This is a genomic window from Halobaculum rubrum, from assembly GCF_019880225.1.
Taxonomy (GTDB): domain Archaea; phylum Halobacteriota; class Halobacteria; order Halobacteriales; family Haloferacaceae; genus Halobaculum; species Halobaculum rubrum.
Genome location: NZ_CP082284.1, coordinates 1,104,622 through 1,124,313, shown reverse-complemented (window position 1 = coordinate 1,124,313; position 19,692 = coordinate 1,104,622). Strand labels below are relative to the sequence as shown.

Below are 19,692 nucleotides of genomic sequence, written 5' to 3'. Positions count from 1 at the left end.
GCATCCGCCTATCACCCACAACCAGATCACCGTGTCCGAGCAACTCCCGCAGGTCGAGACCCTGTTCCTCCACGAGCGCAGCGACGCCGACGAGTTCACCGTCGTCGTCGAGCGCGACGGCTCGCGCGTCCTCCAGGGCGTCCTCGAACTCAAGGAGGCCGACGCCGGTCCGCGCCCGCGTCGCTTCCGCGTCAAGCGAAAGGGCGGCGAGGAGCCGCGCCAGCCCGACCAGTTCGTCGATCTGGCGCGCAACGCGCGCCGCATCCGCATCTCCGAGCAGACGGGGGCGGGCGCCCGCGACCGGCTCGTCGAGATGCTCGACGCCTACCAGCTCGACGCCAAGCAGGTGCGCACCTGCCGCTACTGCGCCAACGCCGGGCGCTACTCGCCGGTCACTGCCGACACCGCGGTGAAGGCGGACCGCGACTTCATCTGTCCCGACTGCGCGAAACGGGAACTCGAACGCGAGCTCTCCTACAAGGGACAGTTCACCGGCAACGCACAGGAGCGCCTCGAGGACCTCCTGTTCGAGGTGCAGGACCTGGAGCGCATCACGAACCTCCTGCAAGGGAACCTCGACCCCGACCTCACGAAGTTCGACACCATCTCGGCGACGACCGACGAGATCGACCCCGTCCCCACGAGCTCGCTGAACCTCCACCCCGCGCTCCAGGAGCGCGTCGAGGGCCGGTTCGACGAACTGTTGCCGGTGCAGAGCCTCTCGGTCGAGAACGGGCTGTTCGACGGGGACGACCAGCTCGTCGTGAGCGCGACGGCGACCGGGAAGACGCTCGTGGGCGAACTCGCCGGCGTCGACAACGCGCTCAACGGGAAGGGGAAGCTGCTGTTTCTCGTCCCGCTGGTCGCGCTCGCGAACCAGAAACACGAGGACTTCGAGGAGCGCTACGGCGACGTGCTCGACGTGACCATCCGCGTGGGCGCCTCCCGGATCAACGACGACGGCACCCGGTTCGATCCGAACGCGGACGTGATCGTCGGCACTTACGAGGGGATCGACCACGCGCTGCGCACCGGCAAGGACATGGGCGACATCGGCACCGTCGTCATCGACGAGGTCCACACCCTGAAAGAGGAGGGCCGCGGCCACCGCCTCGACGGGATGATCTCGCGGCTCAAACACTACTCCGAGACCCGGAACTCCTCGGCGCAGTGGGTGTACCTCTCGGCGACCGTCGGCAACCCCGAGTTCCTCGCCGAGCGCCTCCGCGCGACGCTCATCGAGTTCGAGGAGCGCCCGATCCCCATCGAGCGCCACGTCACCTTCGCCGACGAGCGCGAGAAGCTGGAGATAGAAAAGAAGCTCGTCAGACGCGAGTTCGACACGAAGTCCTCGAAGGGGTACCGGGGGCAGACGATCATCTTCACCAACTCCCGCAGACGCTGTCACGAGATCTCCCGGAAGCTGGAGTACGACTCCGCGCCGTATCACGCCGGCCTCGACTACAAGCGCCGCAAGACCGTCGAGCGCAAATTCGGGGACCAGGAGCTGGCAGCAGTTGTCACTACGGCCGCGCTCGCGGCCGGCGTCGACTTCCCCGCCTCGCAGGTGATCTTCGACACGCTCGCGATGGGGATCGAGTGGCTCTCCGTGCAGGAGTTCGAGCAGATGCTCGGCCGTGCGGGGCGCCCCGACTACCACGACGAGGGGACGGTGTACGTGCTCGTCGAACCCGACGCGAGCTACCACTCCTCGATGGAGGGCACCGAAGACGAGACGGCGTTCAAGCTCCTGAAGGGTGAGATGGAGGACGTGACGACGGTGTACGACACGACCTCCGCCGCCGAAGAGACGCTCGCGAACGTCGTCGTCGCGGGCAAGCGCGCCAAGAAGCTGAACGACCGGATGATCGGCGAGGTCCCCACCACCCACGCGATCGGCAAGCTACTGGAGTGGGAGTTCATCGACGGCCTGTCGCCGACGCCGCTGGGTCGGGCGGTCACCGAGCACTTCCTCGCCCCCGACGACGCGTTCCGCATCCTCGACGGGATCCGGAAGGATCACCACCCCTACGAGATCGTCGCGGACATGGAACTCGCGGAGCAAGAGCTGTAGCCGGGCACGAGCCGCGGAGCGACCCGGCCGTTCGATCCGCGGAGCGGACGCGGCCGATCACGTTCCGGACGTGCCGAAGCGTGTACCAAGGTTGATTGCCGTCGCTGTCGTCGTCTCGGTATGGCCGACGCTTCCGACCGCCGACAGCTCGTTCTCGAGGTTCGATCCCAGCTCGACGGATGGACGGCCCGCGCCCGTGCCGAGGCGTACGCCGAACTGTTCGAGGGCGACGATCCGATCCTCTCGGAAGAGGAACTCCGGCTGCTCGATGCGATCGACTCGCGCTTGGAGCGCCACGGCGGTGACGGCGTCTGGGGAACCGATCAGTACGGCGTCCACTCGGCCGACGGCCGTGGGTCGACCGACGCGCTCAGGGTCGTCTGTGTGTACCACCCGCAGGTGACGAGCGACTCGGTTCTCCGCGGCCTCGACGACCTCGACGACGAGACCGAAGAACGGATCAACACGGCGCTGTGGACGTACGCCGAGCGCGTCACGGAACTCATCGAGAAACGGCTCGACGAGTATCTCGGTCGCGACTGATCTGCGGCCGCGGACCCGACTCCCGGTTCGGTCGTCCGGGACGCGATCCGTCCGTCAGACGCCGAGCCACTCGTCGTTTCGGACCTCGTAGCCGTTCGCCCGACAGTATTCGGCCGCCTTTCGCCGGACAGACCGGGAGCCGGGAGGAGCGTCGTCGTCGTGGATCCGCTCGATGACCCACTCGGCGACGACCGGAATCCCCTCGTTTTCGTCGACCGGGTCGATATCCACGAGTTCCTGTAGCGTTCGTTCGTAGGCGTCGCGCTGTGACCCGGTGAGTTTCACCTCCCGGATCGATCCGGCGGCCTCGACGATCCGCTTCATCGCCGCGGCGACCGTCGGTCGCTGTATCCGGACACGGACGGCTGCAGGGGAGTCGAACAGCTCCTCGTTGGCGTCCGGGAGGAGCGAATCGGCAGTGTACATCTCGGTGTCCGTCGGGATCTCGTGTTCACCGATCACGGCGACGATCTCGGCTCCGGTCGCGGGGAACTCCAGCGTCTCGACTGCCCGTTCGATATCGGCCAGGACGTCCGGGTCGACCGCCGGCGCTTCCTCGTCGTACCGCTCCAGATACGTGGCGATGGCTCGCTCCTGCCGGCGCTTCTCGGCGTCGTGCGCCTGCTTGTCACGTCCGCGTTTGTCGTCTGCCATTCGTCTAGCGTTGGCGCCCGATCCGCATAACTCCGTGTCCGATTGTCGGGCCGTACGAACGCGGACCGTTCGCGGATGCGGTCCGTCGCTACGTCGGTCCGTTCCCTCACCCTTTTTGCTCGCCCCGGGCGTCGCACTCGGCGTGTTCGCGCCCGAGATCCTGTTCGTCTTCGCGGTGATCCTCGCGGCGCTCGTGTTGTTCGTCACCGAGCCGGTGCCGGTCGACATCACCGCGATCGGCGTTCTCGTCGCGCTGTTGCTCTCGGGACCGGTCACGACCGCGCTCGCGGACGTCGGCGTGCTCGCGGAATCGTTCGCGCTGGTGTCCGTCGAGCAGGGGCTATCTGGGTTCGCGAACCCGGCGACGCTGACGGTGCTCGCGATGTTCATTCTCTCGGAGGGGATCCGCATGACCGGGATCGTCCAGCGGCTCGGCTCGTTCATCGCCCGGATCACCAAAGGCGACGAGACCAAGCAACTGGGCGCGACGATCGGCGTCGTCGGCCCGGTCTCCGGGCTGATCAACAACACCGCCGCGGTCGCCATCCTGCTCCCGATGGTGATCGACCTGGCCGAGCGCGGGAAGACCTCGCCGTCGAAGCTGCTGCTCCCGCTGAGCTACGCGTCGATGTTCGGCGGGACGCTCACCCTCATCGGCACGTCGACCAACATCCTCGCGTCGGATCTGTACGCGACGCTCGCACCGGCCGCGGTGGCCCGCCCGTTCCGGATGTTCGAGTTCCTCCCGCTGGGCGCGGTGCTTTTGATCGTCGGCTCGCTGTACCTGCTCACGATCGGGCGGTGGCTCACGCCGGCCCGGATCCCCCCACGGGGGGACCTCACCGAGGAGTTCCGGATGGCGGAGTACCTGACGGAGGTCGTCGTGCGCGAGGACTCGCCGCTGGTGGGCCAGCGCGTCGAGGCGGCGCTCTCGGAGACGGAGTTCGACATCGACCTGGTTCAACTCGTCCGCGACAACCGGACGTTCCTCGAACCGCTCGGCCAAAAGGAGATCCAGGCGGGCGACCTGTTCGCCGTCCGGACCGACCGGGCCACCCTCGTCGAGCTGCTCGACGTGGAGGGCCTCGACCTCGTTCCCGATGTCGTCGACGAGGCGGAACTGGAGACCGCCGAGGAGGCGCAGAACCTCGTGGAGGTCGTCGTCGCTCCCGGGTCGTCGCTGGTCGGCGAGTCGCTCGCCTCCGCGAGCTTCCGCCAGCGCTACGACGCGACGGTGCTTGCGCTCCGCCGCGGGGGGGAGCTGTTCCGCCAGCGCATGGATCACGTCCCGCTACGGGTGGGCGACACCCTGCTCGTGCAGGCGAGCGAGGCGTCCGTCGAGCGACTGGACGCGAACCGGAACCTCATCGTCGCGCAGACGATCGAGCGCCACGACTACCGCGAGTCGAAGACGCCCGTCGCGGTCGGGATCGTCGCGCTCGCGATCGGGCTCGCCGCGGTCGACGCGGTCCCGATCGTCGTCTCCGCGCTCGCGGGGGCGCTCGCGATGGTCGTCACGGGCTGTCTGAAGCCCGGGGAGGTGTACGAGGCCGTCGAGTGGGACGTGATCTTCCTGCTCGCGGGCGTCATCCCGCTGGGCATCGCGATGCAGACCTCCGGCGCCGCGGGGTTGATCGCGAACGCCATCGTCGCGAGCGCGGACGTGCTCTCCCCGCTGGCGCTGCTCGGGGCGTTCTACGTCGTGACGGCGCTGCTCACGAACGTCATCTCGAACAACGCGAGCGTCGTGCTCATGATCCCCGTCGCCCTACAGGTGGCCGCGACGCTCGGCGCGAACCCGCTCGCGTTCGCGATGGCCGTCACGTTCGCGGCGTCGACGGCGTTCATGACCCCCGTCGGCTACCAGACGAACCTGTTCGTGTACGGTCCGGGCGGCTACCGGTTCACCGACTACGTGCGAGTCGGGGCGCCGCTGCAGGCGATCTTCGCGGTCGTGACGACCCTCGGGATCCCGGTCGTGTTCGGGTTGGGATTGTGAGCCGGTCGCGGGAGCGACGCGAACGGAACGGTTTAGTTCGGCGGGCGGGGACTGGACGGTAGGGGACCGTGGGTTAGCCTGGTATACTTCGGGCCTTGGGTGCCCGTGACCCCGGTTCAAATCCGGGCGGTCCCACTTCCGTTCTCGAGGGTCTCCACGGCCGAGTCGATGTCTCCCGACGCCGGATCCACTTCCACCGAGAGGCGACAGTTCTTACCCGATGAGGTGGCTACCTCCGTGCAATGAGTCAGGTCTCCGAGAGCCAGGACGTCGACGCCTTCCTCAGTTTCTACCGGACCTACTGCGCGGACGACATCGCGCGCCTCGCCCAGAACTACCCGAAGGAGCAGCGGTCGCTGTACGTCGAGTACGACGACCTGTACACGTTCGACCCCGACCTCGCGGAACGCTACCTCAACCGCCCCGGCGAGATGCAGCAGGTCGCCGAAGAGGCGCTGCGCACGTACGACCTCCCGGTCGACATCTCGCTGGGACAGGCGCACGTGCGCCTCCGGAACCTCCCCCGCGAGAACACCCTCGACATCCGCGGTATCCGCGTCAGCGACGACCACATCGGCTCGATGGTCGCCGTGATGGGGATCGTCCGCAAGGCGACGGACGTGCGCCCGAAGATCGTCGAGGCCGCCTTCGAGTGCCAGCGCTGCGGGACGATGACGTACATCCCGCAGAACGACTCCGGGTTCCAGGAGCCCCACGAGTGCCAGGGCTGTGAGCGGCAGGGGCCGTTCCGCGTGAACAACAACGAGTCGAAGTTCATCGACTCCCAGCAGCTCCGGGTGCAGGAGTCGCCGGAAGGCCTGCGCGGGGGGGAGACGCCCCAGAGCATCGACGTGAACCTGGAGGACGACATCTGTGGGAAGGTGACGCCCGGCGACCACGTCACCGTCGTCGGCCGCCTGGAGATGGAGCAGGTGACGAGCGGGCAGGAGAAGACGACGGTGTTCGACCCGTACATGGAGGGCGTCTCCGTCGTCATCGAGGACGAGGAGTTCGAGGACATGGACATCACCGACGAGGACAAACAGGAGATCCTCGAGCTCTCGACGCACGAGAACATCTACGACGAGATGGTCGCCTCGGTCGCGCCCTCCATCTACGGCTACGAGCAGGAGAAGCTCTCGATGATCCTTCAACTGTTCTCGGGGGTGACGAAGCACCTCCCGGACGGGTCGCGGATCCGGGGCGACTTACATATGCTTCTGATAGGGGATCCGGGTACGGGGAAGTGTCTCGACGGGGACACGCGGGTCTCGCTCGCAGACGGCCGTGACGTGCCGATCCGGGAGTTGGTCGAGTCGAATCTCGACGACTCGAAGCCAGTTGACGACGGGGTGTGGGACCACGCCGACTTCTCGGTGCCGTCGCTCGGACCGAACGGCGATATCGAGTCGCGGCGGGCGACGAAGGTGTGGAAGCGTGAGGCACCCGATGAGATGCTCCGGGTCCGCACGAACAGCGGGCGAGAGTTGGAGATGACGCCGTCGCATCCGCTGTTCGTCCAAGCAGGTGAGAGCCACCATGCGGTTCGTGCCGACCAACTCTCCGAATCGACAGCGATCGCTGCCGTGTCAGAGCCGCTACCCGACGGCGGAACGGCCGCTATTCGCACGTCGGAGTCGGCGCCCCGATCTACGTCGTTCAAGCGAACGTGGGAACGGATCGAGTCCATCGAACGCGTCGAACCCAACGAGGAGTGGGTCTACGACCTCGAAGTCGAAGGAACGCACAGCTACGTCTCGAACGGGGTGGTCTCCCACAACTCCCAGATGCTCTCATACATTCAGAACATCGCTCCGCGGTCGGTCTACACATCCGGGAAGGGCAGCTCGGCTGCAGGGCTTACTGCTGCAGCTGTTCGCGACGATTTCGGCGACGGCCAGCAGTGGACGTTGGAGGCCGGTGCGCTCGTGCTCGCCGACAAGGGGATCGCCGCCGTCGACGAGCTGGATAAGATGGATTCGAACGACCGGTCGGCAATGCACGAAGCGCTCGAACAGCAGTCATATCACCCGAGATCGGAGGTGTTCCTCGCGGATGGCCGACGCGTTCGGATCGGCGAGTTCGTGGACGATCGAATGGCTGCACGCTCGGACGACGTGGTAGAGGGTGTCGACTGTGAGATCCTTCCGATCGAGGACGCTCGCGTTCACTCCGTCGACTTCGAGACGAACGAGACGACGAAACTCCCGATCGATCGAGTGAGCAGACACGAGGCACCCGAGGAGTTCGTCCGTGTAACGTTCTCGAACGGCCGCGACGTACTCGTAACTCCGGATCACCCGATGTTCGTCGACGACGACGGTTCGATCGGAACGGTCGACGCGAACGACATCGACGAGGGAGCGTTCGTTCCGGCACCCCGAAAACTCCCGAACTCCGCCAAGCCAGTCGACCTCGCCGACGAGCCTCACGTCGGGACGGAACGCGACGTTACGCTCCCGGAGAATCTGAGTGGGGACCTCGCCGAGATCCTCGGCTTCCTCACCGCGGAGGGGCATTCGTACGCGGGGTCGACACACGAGATCGGGTTCTCGAACCAGGACGAACGACTTCTCGCGCGGATGGCCGAACTGATGTCCTGCGTATTCGGGTTCGAGAGTACTGACACGACGAACGCTGCGGGAACAGTAACTCAGCGATGGGTGTCGACCAAACTCTACCGGTGGTTCGAGGAGAACTTCCCCGAACTCATGCACACTGCTCGCGAAAAACGGATTCCCGCCCGGGTCCTCGGCGGCTCCGAGGATCAGATCCGACGGTTCCTCGTCGGAGCGTTCGCCGGCGACGGCGGCGTCGAGAGCGAGGCGATGTCCTTTTCGACGGCCTCAGAGCGATTGGCTCGCGACTACGCCGACGCGCTCGCGAAGCTCGGGATCGCCTCCCGGATCCGTCACGACGCCGCGGAGAACTCGTGGAAGACGTACGTGATGGGTGACTCGACCGAGCGATTCGTCGACGCGGTCGTCGACCCGGCGGACGACCGTCACGAACAGGCGGAGGAGTTCGTCGACCGGAGCGAACGGACACCGCGTCATCACGACGTACTGCCGACGAGCGCTGCTCGGGAGATCCGAGAACTACGAACGCTTACCGGACTCGGAAAGACAGGGCGGTTCCGAGAGAACCTCGATGAAGGGTACGGGGTTCGCGTCGAAACCGTCTCCGAGGAGATCGAGACGCTTCACGAACGGATCGGAACCGTCCGCGAAACGATCGACCATGCGGGCGAACTCGGTGCGATCCGGTCGGCGGTCGGTTGGTCGGGGCGGCAACTCGCGGAACGGTTGGACGGCGTACCGACGAGCCGAATCCACTACGCCGAGAAGGGCGGATACGACTCCGAGACTCGTGAGAGCCTGGCTGAACGGGCGGCGACGGCGGTTCACGAGGCAATGCACGAGGCCGAACGGCGGACGGAGACGCTCGCCGACCGGTGCGACCTCCGGTACTACCGCGTAACGGACGTCGAATCCGTCGCGAACGCGGGTGAGTACGAGACGGAGTGGGTGTACGATGTCACGGTCGAGCCGACGAACACGTTCGTCAGTTCGGGGGTGGCGCTCCACAACTCCATCTCGATTTCCAAGGCCGGAATCAATGCGACGCTCAAGTCTCGGTGCTCCCTCCTCGGCGCTGCGAACCCCAAGTACGGCCGCTTCGACCAGTACGAGCCGATCGGCGAGCAGATCGACCTCGAGCCCGCACTCGTCTCCCGGTTCGACCTCATCTTCACCGTCACCGACAGCCCCGACCCCGAGCACGACGCCAAGCTGGCCGACCACATCCTGACGACGAACTACGCGGGCGAGTTGAACACCCAGCGCACGGAGATGGCGACCTCGAACTTCACCCAGGAGCAGGTCGACGAGGTGACTCAGGAGGTCGCGCCCGTCATCGACGCCGAGCTCCTCCGGAAGTACATCGCGTACGCCAAGCGCAACTGCTACCCGACGATGAGCGACGAGGCGCGGGCGGCGATCCGCGAGTTCTACGTCGACCTTCGGGCGAAGGGCGCCGACGAGGACGCGCCCGTCCCCGTCACCGCCCGGAAGCTGGAGGCGCTCGTGCGGCTCTCGGAGGCGAGCGCCCGCGTGCGCCTCTCGGACACCGTCGAGGAGGAGGACGCCACGCGCATCATCGAGATCGTCCGCTCGTGTCTGCAGGACATCGGCGTCGACCCGGAGACGGGGCAGTTCGACGCCGATGTCGTCGAAACCGGAACCAGCAAGAGCCAGCGCGACCGGATCAAGAGCGTCAAGGAGCTGATCGAGACGATCGTCGAAGAGTACGACGACGAGCCCGGCGCACCGGTGGACACGATCCTCGAACGCGCGGAGGAGGCCGGAATGGACGCGGACAAGGCCGAAAAGCAGATCGAGAAGTTCCGAACGAAAGGCGAGATCTACGAGCCGAAGCCGGGGTACGTCCGGACGACGTAACACCGATGGACCGCATCTCAGCCCTCCGGAACGTGGAGGACGCCATCCGCGCGTTCGAGGACGGCGAGGCCGACCTCGCCGACACCGAGCGCCGCGTCGCGACCGTCCTGCGGACGTACGCAACGGAGTTCGAGGTGGAGAACCGCCGCGCGTACCACGCCGTCGACGGTCCCGGCGAGGGGCGTGTCGTCGTCGCCGCCGACCCACTCGAGGCCCGCGAACGGATCGCCTCGCTCGCCGCCGTCGACGACGACGTCGACCCGGAAGACGTGCTGGTCGAACCGTTGTAGGGCGCGGCGGTCTCGACTTCGATACGCGACTCCGAACGTTTATATTTCATCTCGAACCTGTGACCGTATGATCCTCGTCGTGACGTACTCCCGCGGGGCGCGGACGACGCTCCGCAACGTCTGTCGCAGCCACTGTGACACCGTCATCCGGCGGTTCGGTCGAGCGGCGCTGTTCGCGGAGACGGAGTTGGGTGCCTTTCTCGCGTGTCGCCTCCGTGCGAAACACGGCGCCGATGTGCAGGTCGAACACACCGAGCCGTTCAACGAGTTCGCGGCCGTTCGACCGGCGGTGCGCGAGGCCGCCGTCGCCTACGAGGACCGCGACGCGCCGAGCACGCCGTACGCGAAGTTCGCCGTCGGGGCCGATCACCCGGACCCGGCGGCGATGCGCGACGCCGAGCTGTGACCGAGCGGCTCGAAGACCGGTTCGCCCCGGCGGGATCGACCGAACTCGGGCGTGCCGCCGCCGAGGGAACCGTCGACGGCGCGTGTGTCGCGCTCGATCTCGACCCGGACGACCCGCTGGCGACGGTGACGGAACGCCCCCCGTCGCTGTGGCGTGCCCTCGCAGCCGCGGCTCGCGAGCGTGGACGGGCGCATCGACTGGACGACGAGTGCCGTCGGCTCCGGAGCGAACTCGAGGCCGTCGTCGCGGACGTCGACGCCGCGGGCGACACGAGCGACGCGCTGGCGGCAGCGCGCCGTCGCGCGGCGGCGGCCGGCGCCGACGTGGAGCGGCTGCGCGAGCGGGCGGCGACGCTCCGTGGCCGGCTCGCCCAGGCTCGCGAGCGGACGGACGCCGACGCGGACACTGACGCCGACGCGGACGCCGGGGAATCGACGGTCGACGCGCTGCAGGCGGAGTTCGACGCGGCGACGCGGGCGCTGACCGAGGCGGAGACCGACCGAGTCGCGGCCCAACAGGCGCTCGCCGACGCCGCCGAGCGCTCGCGGGCGGCTCGCGACGCACGCGAGCACCGCCTCCGTCTGCGTGACGCGCTCGATAACCGCCGCCGTACGGTCCGGCGTGATCTCGCTCGTGAGATGTATCCAGCCTTCGCGGACGCGGTCGAGGCGTTCCGCTCGGAGGCCGCGTGCGTCCTCGGCGGCGACTCCGTCGCCGAAGCGTCTCTCACTGCTCGACCGGGCGACGGTCCGGCGGACTTCGATGGCGACGCCGTCGTCGCGCACGCGGCCGCGGTGCGCGTCGCCCGCCGGAGCGATCCTGTCGTCGTCGGCGTCGACCGGTTCTCGACCCCGGCGGCGGCGCGCGAGTGGCTCCGTGCGCCGGTCGTGTTCGTCCGCCCCGACTGACCGACCGCGGAACCCCTCCCCGGCGACCGCACGAGTTCCGTCCGTCGACTCGCCCGAGCGGACGTTTATCGCCGATGACGGGACCACTCCGGGCATGCCGATATCGCTGGACTCCAGCGTGACGACTGAATCGGGCATCGCGCTCGTCGCCGTCCACGTCCGGAACACGGAGCCGGTCGACCGACGTGTCGCCGTCGAGAACCGTCTCCAGGGCTCGGTACTCCCGCCGCGGCGACACGGCGTGCCCGAACCGGGCTGGTCGGCCGACGGGTACGCGGGCGTCGTCGACGCGCACGACGAGCTCGCGCTCGGCTACGCCTGTCGACTCGCGGACGGCGCCACGTCCGGCGATGAGGCGCTCTCACGGGAAGGACCAGACGCTTCGGGGACGGAGGATCCGGTCGAACTCGTCGCCGTTTCCGATCCCTCGACCGATGAGGCGGACCCGCTGAACGACGCGCTCGCCGAGTTGGCGGATCACAGGCCGCCGCCGGACGCGCTCGGTCCGGTCGGCGGTCAGGCTGGCGGCCCGCCGGAATCCAGTGGAGCCGCCGTCGACGGACCGTCGGCCGATGGAGCGGGTTCGGACGGACCGGCGTCCGGTGGCGCGAACTCGGGTGGATCGACCTCTCCACGGTCGACTTCCGACGGGTCGGATCCGGACCCGGCGACGCTCCCGCCGGGAGTGGCGCGCTACCTCGAGGCGGCCGACGGTCGGATCTCGCACGCGGAGACCCTCGAGAACGGATCGGTGTCGGACGTGACGGCGGTGCTCGATGCCGGCATCGGTCCCGCCGGGTTACAGGAACTGGTCGCGACCGACGCCCGGACGTTGGCGCGGATCGCGGAGCGAGCCGAGTCGCTCGTCGCGCGGGCGGAGGTCGTCGACGTGCCCACGGACGCCATGGAGCGACTCGCGTGATCGTCGCGGTCGCCGGCGGAAAGGGCGGGGTCGGCAAGTCGACGCTGGCGTACAACGTCGCGGACGCGCTCGACGCGCTCGTCGTCGACGCGGACCTCGCGATGGCGGACCTGCCGGGCGGGCGCGAGCGCGGCCCGGACCTCCACGACGTGCTCGCCGGTCGGGCGACGCCCGCGGAGGCCGTTCGGCCGGGGCCCGTGGACGTGCTCCCGTGCGGTCGGACTCTCGCGGGCGCGCGGCTGGCGGACGTGCGCCGGCTCCCGGACGCGGTCGCGGTCGACGGGTACGAACACGTCGTCGTCGATTCGCCCGCCGGACTCCGCGTCGACGCTGGCGCGCCGCTGGCCGTCGCCGACGCGTGTCTCCTCGTCGCGTCGCCGACGCGGTGGGCGCTGGCGAACGCGGTCGCGGCCCGCGAGCTGGCCCGGGAGCTCGACTGCGGGCTCGCGGCCGTCGCGCTCAACCGCGTCGTCGACGACCCGCCGGCGGAGGCGGTCGAGCGCGCGCTCGGCGCGCCGACGACGGCGGTGCCGGCCGACCCGCGGCTCGGACAGTCGATCGTCGCCCGGGAACCGGTGGGGAGGACGGCTCCGGGGTCGGCCGCGGCCCGAGCGGTCGAGGAACTCGCCGGGGCCGTCCGGCGCTGCGCGGTCGGGTAGCCGAGAACGGCGACCCGTTCACCCGCCCCGGCGCCGACCGGCTACTCCTCGCGAAGCTCGACGTACGACGAGCGGAGCGTGACGGGCGTCACGTCGGCGACGTCGGCTGCGGCCGCCTGCGTACAGTCGGCGCCGGCGTCGCGCGCGGCGGCGTACAGACACGCCGCGGCGACGCCGGAGGGGTTCCGGCCGTTCGTGAGTCCCTCGTCGCGGGCGAGGCTCAGATACTCGCGGGCGGCGCGCTCGACGTCGGTGTCGAGTCCCAGCTCCGTGGCGAACCGCGGGAGGTACTCGACCGGATCGATGGGACCCACCGGGAGGCCGAGCTCACGGTTCATCGCGTCGAAGGCTGCGCGGAGCTCGTCGGCGTCGGCTTTGGCGTCGGCGACCAGCTCGCCGCGGGTGCGCGAGACGCCGGCGACCCGGCAGGCGACGTACACCGACGCGGCGGCGAACCCCTCCAGCGACCGCCCCCGAAGCAGGTCGGCGTCCTGCGCCGACGTGAACAGCGAACACGCCTGATCGCGAAGCGAATCAGGAAGTCCAGCACACGAGACGATCCGCCGGATCTCGGTGAAGCCGTACACCTTGTTGCGGTCCCGCTTCGAGGAGATCTGCGCTCGCGTGTGTTGTCTGCGCATCCGCGCCCACTGGCGACGCTTGCGGCCCTTCACTCGCGTGTGACCGATCTCGGTCGAGAGCCCGCGGTCGTGACGCGAGCGCGTCAACGGCGCTCCCGTCCGTCTGGGATCGTGGTCGTCGTCCGCGAAGCTCCGCCACTCGGGACCGCGATCGATACGGTCCGCCGAGACGACGAGTCCGCACTCGCTGCACACCGCCTCGTCGCCGTCGGCTTGCACTCGACCGTCGCATTCCGGGCACACCGTCGTGCTCGTTGCCATACTCGAACGTCGGTCGCGAACCCATACTTATGTGTGGGGAGATCGGCAGCCCGCCGACCGTTCGAGCGCGCTCGAACGTACCGATAACCGGTACGTTGCAGGGAGATCGAGCGTTATCGTAGCAATCCTGGCAGACGAATTTATACCGCATGCCGATCGAGAGTGACTATGGCGCTCTCCGACATCGCCGCCGGTATCGAGGTGACGGCCCGGCAGGAGCCACGCGGCGTCGCCTCGGTGGACGACACCGGCGGCGACCTCGTGTCCCGGCTCGCCCCACACGCCGACGCGCTGGCGTGTACGCCCGAGGCGGCCGCGGTCGTGCTCGAGCACTACGCCCGAGGCGAGCGCGTGGGTGCGAGCGCCCGCGAGGCCGGCGTCTCCGCGATGACCGCCGCGAAGGTGCTTCACCGCTGTGGCGTACAGGGCGTCTCTCCGCTCGCGCCGACGGCCCGTCGCGTGGTCCGCGACTGGCTCTCCGGCGACATCTCGCGTGTGGACGCGCTCGAACTGACCGGCGGCGACGAGGCGGCGTTCGCGCTCGCGAGCTACGTCGAGTCACACGAGCCGGTTCCGGAACTGGCCGACGTCGCCCGCGGCGCGCTCGCCGACGGCGGCAACGCGAGCGTGGAGAAACGGGACGAACTCGGGGAGACGATGACCGATGCCGCGGACCTGCGCTGACTCCGGTCGGGGCACACGTTCGCGGCATCGGTCGATGAGTTCCGTCTCGGACCTGCGCTGACTTCGGTGGGCGTGCCGTTCGAAACGGAACTCACTGACCGATGTCAAGGACCTCCGCAACCGTCGATCTCTCCTGTGGATGGTTCTCGGCCTTCACAGCGGCGCGGGTGCCGGTCCTCGGCCGACGCTCGGTACGTGTCACTCGCCGCCGCGGACGCGGTCGACGCCGGCGCTGAGACGGCCGATCACCCCGCCGTCCTCGAACTCGACACTCACCTGCGTCTCGAACAGCGTCTCCGTTGCGGCGACGACTCCGGCGGCGAACGCGTCCGTCCCGAGACACGCGGGCGCGGCGGTGAACTCGCCGGGCCCGTGCGGAATCGTCGCGTCGGTCCCGGGCTCGTCGCCCCCGTTTCCGGTCCCGTCGTCGCGTTCGTCGGGCCCGGAGACGGCGACCCCGACGCTGGCGGGGTCACCGTCGGGCGCGTCGATGTCCCGAAGCACGTCGTGCTGTCGCCGTCGACCGTCGGCGCCGTGTTCCGTGTCGGGCGCGACGATCGCGACGCGGTCGACGGCGTGGACCGCGGCGATCGCCGGGTTGGCGGCGACCGGCGGCACGTCGAGGAGGACGTGATCGAAGCCGGCGACGGCCTCCGCCACTCTGTCGGCGAGCGCCTGCGCCGCGTCGTCGCCGGTCGCGCGGGCGACGCGTTCGAAGGGTGCCTGCGCCGGCGCGAGCGCGACTCGGCCGTCGACTGCCGCATCGAGGTCGTACAGCCCGTCGGCGAGCGGCCGTTGCGGGTCGAGACACAGCGCGGTTATGTCCGGATCGATGCGCCCCGGGACGAACTCGCCGAGCCCTTGGGTGGCGTAGGCGGCGTCGAGAACGACGACTTCGCGGCCGTCGCGAGCGAGCGCGGCGGCGCACTCGACGGCCGTTCGGGTCGTGCCGGCGCCGCCGACGGCGCCGACGAACGCGAGCGATCGAATGCTGGCCATGTGACTGCTGTGCCCGCATCCGATAAATAATTGCGTGTGTTCGGCCGCGGAACAAGCCGGACTACTCGGCGATCGCGTCGGCGATCTCGTCCAACTCGTCGTCCCCCAGGTCCGGCCGGTCCCCGGCGGCGACGTGGATCGGCCCGCCCCCGTCGCCCTCGAAGCGTGGGATGATGTGCACGTGCGCGTGGGGGACCTCCTGACCGGCGTCCGGGCCGTCGTTGACGCCGATCGTGTGGGCGTCGGCGTCGACCGCGTCCTCGACCGCGGGGGCGAGCTCGTGTACGAGGTCGAAGACGGCGCGCGACTCCGCTCGCGAGAGGTCCGCGATGCGCTGGTGATGGCCTTTGGGGATCACGAGGGTGTGGCCGCGGGCCATCGGGTTCGCGTCGAGGAACGCGAGCGCGTCGTCGGTCTCGGCGACCACGCGGGCGGGGATGTCGCCCGCGACGATCGAGCAGAAGATGCAGTCGTCGCTCATGTACGTGACCGTCCGTCGTCCGGGCGCTTGAAACTGCGGGCGGCGAGGGGAGCTGCCGGCCCCAGCTCACGGCAACTCCGCCGCGATCCGCTCCCTGTACTCCTCGGGACTCAGTCCCAGCCGCGACAGCCACACCTCCCGATAGCTCGGGTGAAGGATCGGCAGACACGTCACGCCGAGCGTCGGGCACTCGATCGGCTCGCACACCGCGTCGAGAAACCCGTCCAGCTCGATCCCCTCGAACGCGAGCAGCGTCGCGGTCGCGTGCTTTCCGGTCGTGACGACGACCTCCGGATCGACGACGTCCAGCTCGGTCTCGAGGTGGCCGCGGCAGTTCGCCAGTTCCTCGTCGGTCGGATCGCGGTCGCTCTCGGGATGGCACTTCGCCGCGTTCGTGAGGAAGCAGTCGTCGCCGTAGCCGAGGTCCCGAATGAGGCGACGGATCCGGCGACCGGAATGACGGGAGGTGTACGCGCAGCCGGTGTGGTTGCCGCCCCTCCAGGTTTCGGCGTCGGCGTCGCCCGCGCCGGGCGCCTCGCCCACGACGAGCACGCTCGCGTCCCGGGGACCGGTGCCCCACGAGATGCGGGTCCGTGATTCCACCAGCGCGGGACAGCGCGAACAGCCCGGGTCGAGGACAAGCCGGTCCTCGGGGTCGGGGTGGCGAAGCGAGTCCTCCGAGCCCGTCACGGGGCCGGATCGGTGAGCTGCGCGATTGGAGGTTTCGGTCCGGGCGCGGTCAGGGAACGCCGAGCACCTGGTGGCGCCGGTAGAGGTAGGCCGCGCCGGCGGGGACGTTGAGGAACCACACCGCCGTCAGGACCACCCAGACCGCGACGTTCGGATCCCACTCGGAGTTCGCCCGGACGTATCGGGTGTCGAAGTACACCGACAGCGGGAGGCCGACCCACCCGATCAGGACGAGGAACCCGCCCGCTGCGCCCAGGTCGCTGGTCGCGGCGGACGCGATCACGAGCAGCAGCCAGATCCCCGTTCCCGCGGCGACCCCGTACCACCACGTGTCCGACACCGACGTCTCGTATTGCGTGAGGTCGCGAGAACCGTCCGCGGAGCCGCCCCCGGTCGGGCTGTACTTGTCGTTGCGGACCCCGCAGTTGGGGCACAGCTCCGACGCCCGCTTGATCGCCTCGCCGCAGGAGCGACAGAACACCTCGTCGGCGGCCTTCCGTTTGCTCATGGCGATCGGCTGTTGCCGGTCTCGGGGCTTACTGGTGTGGTGTACATCGGAAAATGTCGGGGTGAGACCTCAGTTGCTGTACTGGCGCTGGAACTCGTCCTCGGACTTCGTGAGGTAGATGATCCCCTCGATGATGCCGAGGAGCGCGGGGATCGCCGTCCACGAGAACAGGAGGTAGATGATCCCCCGGGTGGTGTTGCCGAGGTAGAAGTGGTGCCCCCCGATCCAGCCGAGGAAGATCGCGAGGAGCGCCGCGCTGGTCTTGTCCTTCGAACCACCGCTCGACGGGGTCGACTGACGGACGCCGCACTCGGTGCAGATCTCCGCTTCCTTCTTGATCACTGAACCGCAACTGCTGCAGAACTGCTCGTCCGCTCCGGGTGTTTCGTTACTCATCTTCGTGTCAAACCTCTCTGCACGTACAATAAATATACTGGTTGAATATCGAATGCGATACACAAAATATACGATCGCTATCCGATCGACATCCGGATTCGGCACGCCGACCGAGGACCAGTCTGGAAATCGCGCGTTCGGGTCCCGATGGCGACGCCCGTTCCGAGGGGGCCCGTCCGTCCCGTCCGCGACTACAGCGCGTCGGCCACCAGCGGCGCCACCGACACGTCGCTTTCGGCACGCTCGAGCGTGTCGCTGGCGACGACGCGCGTGACGCCGGCGGCGGCGAGCTTCGTGCGGGCGTTGCTCGCGAGCATCCCGTGGACGCAGGCGGTGTACACGTCGTCGCAGTCGCGCTCGTGCAGGGCGGCGACCGCCTCGCTCATCGTCGACCCGGTCGCGATGATGTCGTCGACGACGACCACGTCGCGGCCGGCCACGTCGGCGTCGCCGGGCGTGACGGTCACCTCGCCGGTGTCGTAGTCGCGCGCCTTCTCGAAGAAGTCCGTCTCGCCGCCGCCGTAGGCGTCGCGGACGGCGACGGCCAACTCCTCCGCGGAGGCGTCGGGGCCGAGAAACAGCGGTTCCGACAGGTCCGCGGGGAGCGGCTCCGCCAGCAACGGCGCGGCCTCGAGCACCTCGACGGGCACGTCGAAGTAGTCGGCCACGCCGGCCTCGTGGGGCGTCACGAGGAGGACGCGGTCGGTTCCGGTCGAGACAGCGCGGGCGACCGCCCGCGCGGAGACGGGCTGTCCCTCCTCGAACGCGCGGTCCTGGCGGGCGTAGCCCATGTACGGCAGGACGGTCGTGACGGTCTCGGCGCCGGCCTCGCGGACGGCGTCCTGTAACTGGAGCAGTTCGACGAGCGCGTCGTTGGAGTCGGTCGCGGCCACGACGACGGCCTCCTCGCCGGCGAAGTCGGGCACGGAGGCGCACGCCTCGCCGTCCGGGAACCAGCGGTACTCCGGCGTGGCGAGCGGCCGCTCGGCGTGGTCGGCGAGCGCGGCCGCGAGCGCCTGCGATGCGGACCCGGGTACGATCATACACGTCGTTCCCGCGTCCGGATACAAACGCGTTCCTACTCGGCCGACGCGTGCGGCGGCGTCACAGCCGACGGAAGCGGCGGCGACACCCGTACGGGACGCGGGTCCGGGACCCGTGATCGCGGCGTCGCTGCCGACCGATCAGTGGTCGCCCGGGACTGCGACCGCCCGAACCTCGGGCAGCCCGAGCGTCCGTCCGCGCCACCCTCCGTCGGCGTACACCCGGGCCTCGCCGCCGCCGGTGACCGCGACGAGGTGGCGACCCGCAAACGCGGCGTCGACCACGCCCGACTCGTCGTGCCGGACCCAGTCGGTCGCCGTCGCGTCGGCGCGCTCGTACAGCGCCGCACCCGTCGCGGCGACTGCGCGCTCCCCGCCTCCGTCCGCGGCGACGCAGCGGAACCCGGGCCCGGCCTGGACGCCCGGATCCGTGGTCTCGTCGTCGGCCGGGTCGAGGTCGCGCATCCAGCCGTTGCCGAGGGTGTACAGCGCCTCGTCGGTCACCGCCAGCGGAACGCCCCGGTCGCTCACGTCCCTCGCGTCGTCCAGCCCGGCGTACTCCAGGCTCCCGTCGGCCAGGCGGTGGACGCCGTCGGCGGCGGCGACGAGCCGACCGTCCAGCCGGCGTGGGTCGTCGACCGAGCCGACGGCGGTCCACACGTCGTCGTCGGCGTCCGCGTTGTCGGCGTTCGAACCGTCGGCGTCCGCGTCGCTGGCGAGCACCGAAACGGCGCCGTCGGGCGCCGCCGCGATGACACCTTCGTCCGCGACGCCCACGGCGACGGCGGGGCCGTGGCCCGTCGGCTCGAAGTCGCCGACGAGCACGTCCTCGTCGGTCGCCACCGCGACGGCGTCGCCGCGGGCGGCCACGTCGCGGGCGTCACAGCGGTGTTCGATCCCGAACTCGCCCACGATGTCGCCCGAGAGGGAGACCCCGACGACGCCCATCGAACTCGCCACGAGCGCCCGAACCACGTCGTCGCGCTTCGTGAACACGCGCTTCTCGGCGATAGTTGGCATACGCTGGCGTGCGAAGGCGGGCCGAATAAGCCCCCCGAAGGCGTCGCGGTGGGC

19 protein-coding genes and 1 tRNA gene are annotated in these 19,692 nt (G+C 69.2%); 11 read left to right on the top strand and 9 right to left on the bottom strand.

What is annotated here, in order from left to right; genetic code table 11:
• Positions 1–31: 31 nt before the first annotated feature.
• Both K6T25_RS05935 and K6T25_RS05930 read left to right on the top strand, forming a co-directional pair.
• Positions 32–2,074, top strand: coding sequence for a DEAD/DEAH box helicase (locus K6T25_RS05935; protein ID WP_222917266.1), 2,043 nt, complete (start codon positions 32–34; stop codon positions 2,072–2,074).
• A gap of 120 nt (positions 2,075–2,194) precedes the next feature.
• On the top strand, positions 2,195–2,617 hold the full coding sequence (locus K6T25_RS05930) for a DUF7539 family protein (protein ID WP_222917265.1): 423 nt from the start codon (positions 2,195–2,197) through the stop codon (positions 2,615–2,617).
• Between the two features lie 54 nt (positions 2,618–2,671).
• Here the strand turns inward: K6T25_RS05930 and K6T25_RS05925 are convergent, their stop codons facing one another.
• Positions 2,672–3,271: a DUF5789 family protein gene (locus K6T25_RS05925; RefSeq protein WP_222917264.1), complete on the bottom strand. Its 600-nt coding sequence runs from the start codon at positions 3,269–3,271 to the stop codon at positions 2,672–2,674.
• Positions 3,272–3,413: 142 nt separating this feature from the next.
• Between K6T25_RS05925 and K6T25_RS05920 the strand changes: the two genes are divergently transcribed.
• The 8 genes from K6T25_RS05920 to K6T25_RS05885 all read left to right on the top strand — a co-directional run bounded on the left by K6T25_RS05920 (position 3,414) and on the right by K6T25_RS05885 (position 12,915).
• Positions 3,414–5,270, top strand: a complete 1,857-nt coding sequence (locus K6T25_RS05920) for an SLC13 family permease (RefSeq protein WP_225917822.1) — start codon at positions 3,414–3,416, stop codon at positions 5,268–5,270.
• A 62-nt stretch (positions 5,271–5,332) separates the two neighbouring features.
• Positions 5,333–5,405 (top strand) — tRNA-Pro (locus K6T25_RS05915).
• A 107-nt stretch (positions 5,406–5,512) separates the two neighbouring features.
• Positions 5,513–9,730, top strand: coding sequence for an LAGLIDADG family homing endonuclease (locus tag K6T25_RS05910; RefSeq protein ID WP_222917262.1), 4,218 nt, complete (start codon positions 5,513–5,515; stop codon positions 9,728–9,730).
• A 5-nt stretch (positions 9,731–9,735) separates the two neighbouring features.
• Entirely contained in the window at positions 9,736–10,020 is a 285-nt protein-coding gene (locus tag K6T25_RS05905) for a DUF7854 family protein (RefSeq protein ID WP_222917261.1), read from the top strand.
• Positions 10,021–10,087: 67 nt separating this feature from the next.
• Positions 10,088–10,426 carry a DUF7855 family protein gene (locus K6T25_RS05900; protein ID WP_222917259.1) on the top strand — a complete coding sequence of 113 codons (339 nt, stop codon included), beginning with the start codon at positions 10,088–10,090 and terminating at the stop codon, positions 10,424–10,426.
• Positions 10,423–11,334, top strand: a complete 912-nt coding sequence (locus K6T25_RS05895; protein WP_222917257.1) for a DUF7856 family protein — start codon at positions 10,423–10,425, stop codon at positions 11,332–11,334. Before K6T25_RS05900 ends, K6T25_RS05895 begins: the two co-directional genes overlap by 4 nt.
• Before the next feature lie 94 nt (positions 11,335–11,428).
• Complete coding sequence (locus K6T25_RS05890; RefSeq protein ID WP_222917255.1) at positions 11,429–12,256, top strand: DUF7857 domain-containing protein; 828 nt, start codon at positions 11,429–11,431, stop codon at positions 12,254–12,256.
• Positions 12,253–12,915: a nucleotide-binding protein gene (locus K6T25_RS05885; RefSeq protein WP_222917253.1), complete on the top strand. Its 663-nt coding sequence runs from the start codon at positions 12,253–12,255 to the stop codon at positions 12,913–12,915. The genes K6T25_RS05890 and K6T25_RS05885 overlap by 4 nt, the downstream gene beginning before the upstream one ends.
• Before the next feature lie 41 nt (positions 12,916–12,956).
• Here K6T25_RS05885 and K6T25_RS05880 read toward each other — a convergent pair whose 3' ends face one another.
• Positions 12,957–13,817 (bottom strand): transcription initiation factor IIB, encoded by an 861-nt coding sequence (locus K6T25_RS05880; protein ID WP_222917251.1) that lies wholly within the window; start codon positions 13,815–13,817, stop codon positions 12,957–12,959.
• Between the two features lie 168 nt (positions 13,818–13,985).
• Between K6T25_RS05880 and K6T25_RS05875 the strand changes: the two genes are divergently transcribed.
• Complete coding sequence (locus K6T25_RS05875) at positions 13,986–14,501, top strand: DUF7858 family protein (protein WP_222917250.1); 516 nt, start codon at positions 13,986–13,988, stop codon at positions 14,499–14,501.
• A 198-nt stretch (positions 14,502–14,699) separates the two neighbouring features.
• Here K6T25_RS05875 and K6T25_RS05870 read toward each other — a convergent pair whose 3' ends face one another.
• The 7 genes from K6T25_RS05870 to K6T25_RS05840 form a co-directional block, all read right to left on the bottom strand.
• Positions 14,700–15,500 carry a CpaE/TadZ family protein gene (locus K6T25_RS05870; protein ID WP_222917248.1) on the bottom strand — a complete coding sequence of 267 codons (801 nt, stop codon included), beginning with the start codon at positions 15,498–15,500 and terminating at the stop codon, positions 14,700–14,702.
• A gap of 61 nt (positions 15,501–15,561) precedes the next feature.
• Positions 15,562–15,981 (bottom strand): HIT family protein, encoded by a 420-nt coding sequence (locus K6T25_RS05865; protein ID WP_222917246.1) that lies wholly within the window; start codon positions 15,979–15,981, stop codon positions 15,562–15,564.
• Positions 15,982–16,047: 66 nt separating this feature from the next.
• On the bottom strand, positions 16,048–16,671 hold the full coding sequence (locus tag K6T25_RS05860) for a uracil-DNA glycosylase (RefSeq protein ID WP_222917244.1): 624 nt from the start codon (positions 16,669–16,671) through the stop codon (positions 16,048–16,050).
• Between the two features lie 49 nt (positions 16,672–16,720).
• Entirely contained in the window at positions 16,721–17,179 is a 459-nt protein-coding gene (locus K6T25_RS05855) for a hypothetical protein (protein WP_222917242.1), read from the bottom strand.
• A 69-nt stretch (positions 17,180–17,248) separates the two neighbouring features.
• Entirely contained in the window at positions 17,249–17,575 is a 327-nt protein-coding gene (locus K6T25_RS05850; RefSeq protein ID WP_222917240.1) for a TM2 domain-containing protein, read from the bottom strand.
• A gap of 191 nt (positions 17,576–17,766) precedes the next feature.
• A complete protein-coding gene (gene prs, locus K6T25_RS05845; protein ID WP_222917237.1) occupies positions 17,767–18,618 on the bottom strand; it encodes a ribose-phosphate diphosphokinase in 852 nt (283 codons plus the stop codon).
• A gap of 141 nt (positions 18,619–18,759) precedes the next feature.
• The gene (locus K6T25_RS05840) at positions 18,760–19,638 is read right to left on the bottom strand and encodes an HVO_0234 family beta-propeller protein (RefSeq protein ID WP_222917236.1); all 879 of its coding nucleotides are present in this window, start codon (positions 19,636–19,638) and stop codon (positions 18,760–18,762) included.
• Between the last annotated feature and the right edge of the window lie 54 nt (positions 19,639–19,692).

Excerpts from the sequence above, each read along its gene's own strand:
- K6T25_RS05910 (WP_222917262.1), top strand. The coding sequence starts at position 5,513 with ATGAGTCAGGTCTCCGAGAGCCAGGACGTCGACGCCTTCCTCAGTTTC.
- prs (WP_222917237.1), bottom strand. The coding sequence starts at position 18,618 with ATGATCGTACCCGGGTCCGCATCGCAGGCGCTCGCGGCCGCGCTCGCC.
- K6T25_RS05900 (WP_222917259.1), top strand. The coding sequence starts at position 10,088 with ATGATCCTCGTCGTGACGTACTCCCGCGGGGCGCGGACGACGCTCCGC.
- K6T25_RS05890 (WP_222917255.1), top strand. The coding sequence starts at position 11,429 with ATGCCGATATCGCTGGACTCCAGCGTGACGACTGAATCGGGCATCGCG.
- K6T25_RS05880 (WP_222917251.1), bottom strand. The coding sequence starts at position 13,817 with ATGGCAACGAGCACGACGGTGTGCCCGGAATGCGACGGTCGAGTGCAA.
- K6T25_RS05870 (WP_222917248.1), bottom strand. The coding sequence starts at position 15,500 with ATGGCCAGCATTCGATCGCTCGCGTTCGTCGGCGCCGTCGGCGGCGCC.
- K6T25_RS05850 (WP_222917240.1), bottom strand. The coding sequence starts at position 17,575 with ATGAGTAACGAAACACCCGGAGCGGACGAGCAGTTCTGCAGCAGTTGC.
- K6T25_RS05930 (WP_222917265.1), top strand. The coding sequence starts at position 2,195 with ATGGCCGACGCTTCCGACCGCCGACAGCTCGTTCTCGAGGTTCGATCC.
- K6T25_RS05905 (WP_222917261.1), top strand. The coding sequence starts at position 9,736 with ATGGACCGCATCTCAGCCCTCCGGAACGTGGAGGACGCCATCCGCGCG.
- K6T25_RS05875 (WP_222917250.1), top strand. The coding sequence starts at position 13,986 with ATGGCGCTCTCCGACATCGCCGCCGGTATCGAGGTGACGGCCCGGCAG.
- K6T25_RS05840 (WP_222917236.1), bottom strand. The coding sequence starts at position 19,638 with ATGCCAACTATCGCCGAGAAGCGCGTGTTCACGAAGCGCGACGACGTG.
- K6T25_RS05865 (WP_222917246.1), bottom strand. The coding sequence starts at position 15,981 with ATGAGCGACGACTGCATCTTCTGCTCGATCGTCGCGGGCGACATCCCC.
- K6T25_RS05925 (WP_222917264.1), bottom strand. The coding sequence starts at position 3,271 with ATGGCAGACGACAAACGCGGACGTGACAAGCAGGCGCACGACGCCGAG.
- K6T25_RS05855 (WP_222917242.1), bottom strand. The coding sequence starts at position 17,179 with ATGAGCAAACGGAAGGCCGCCGACGAGGTGTTCTGTCGCTCCTGCGGC.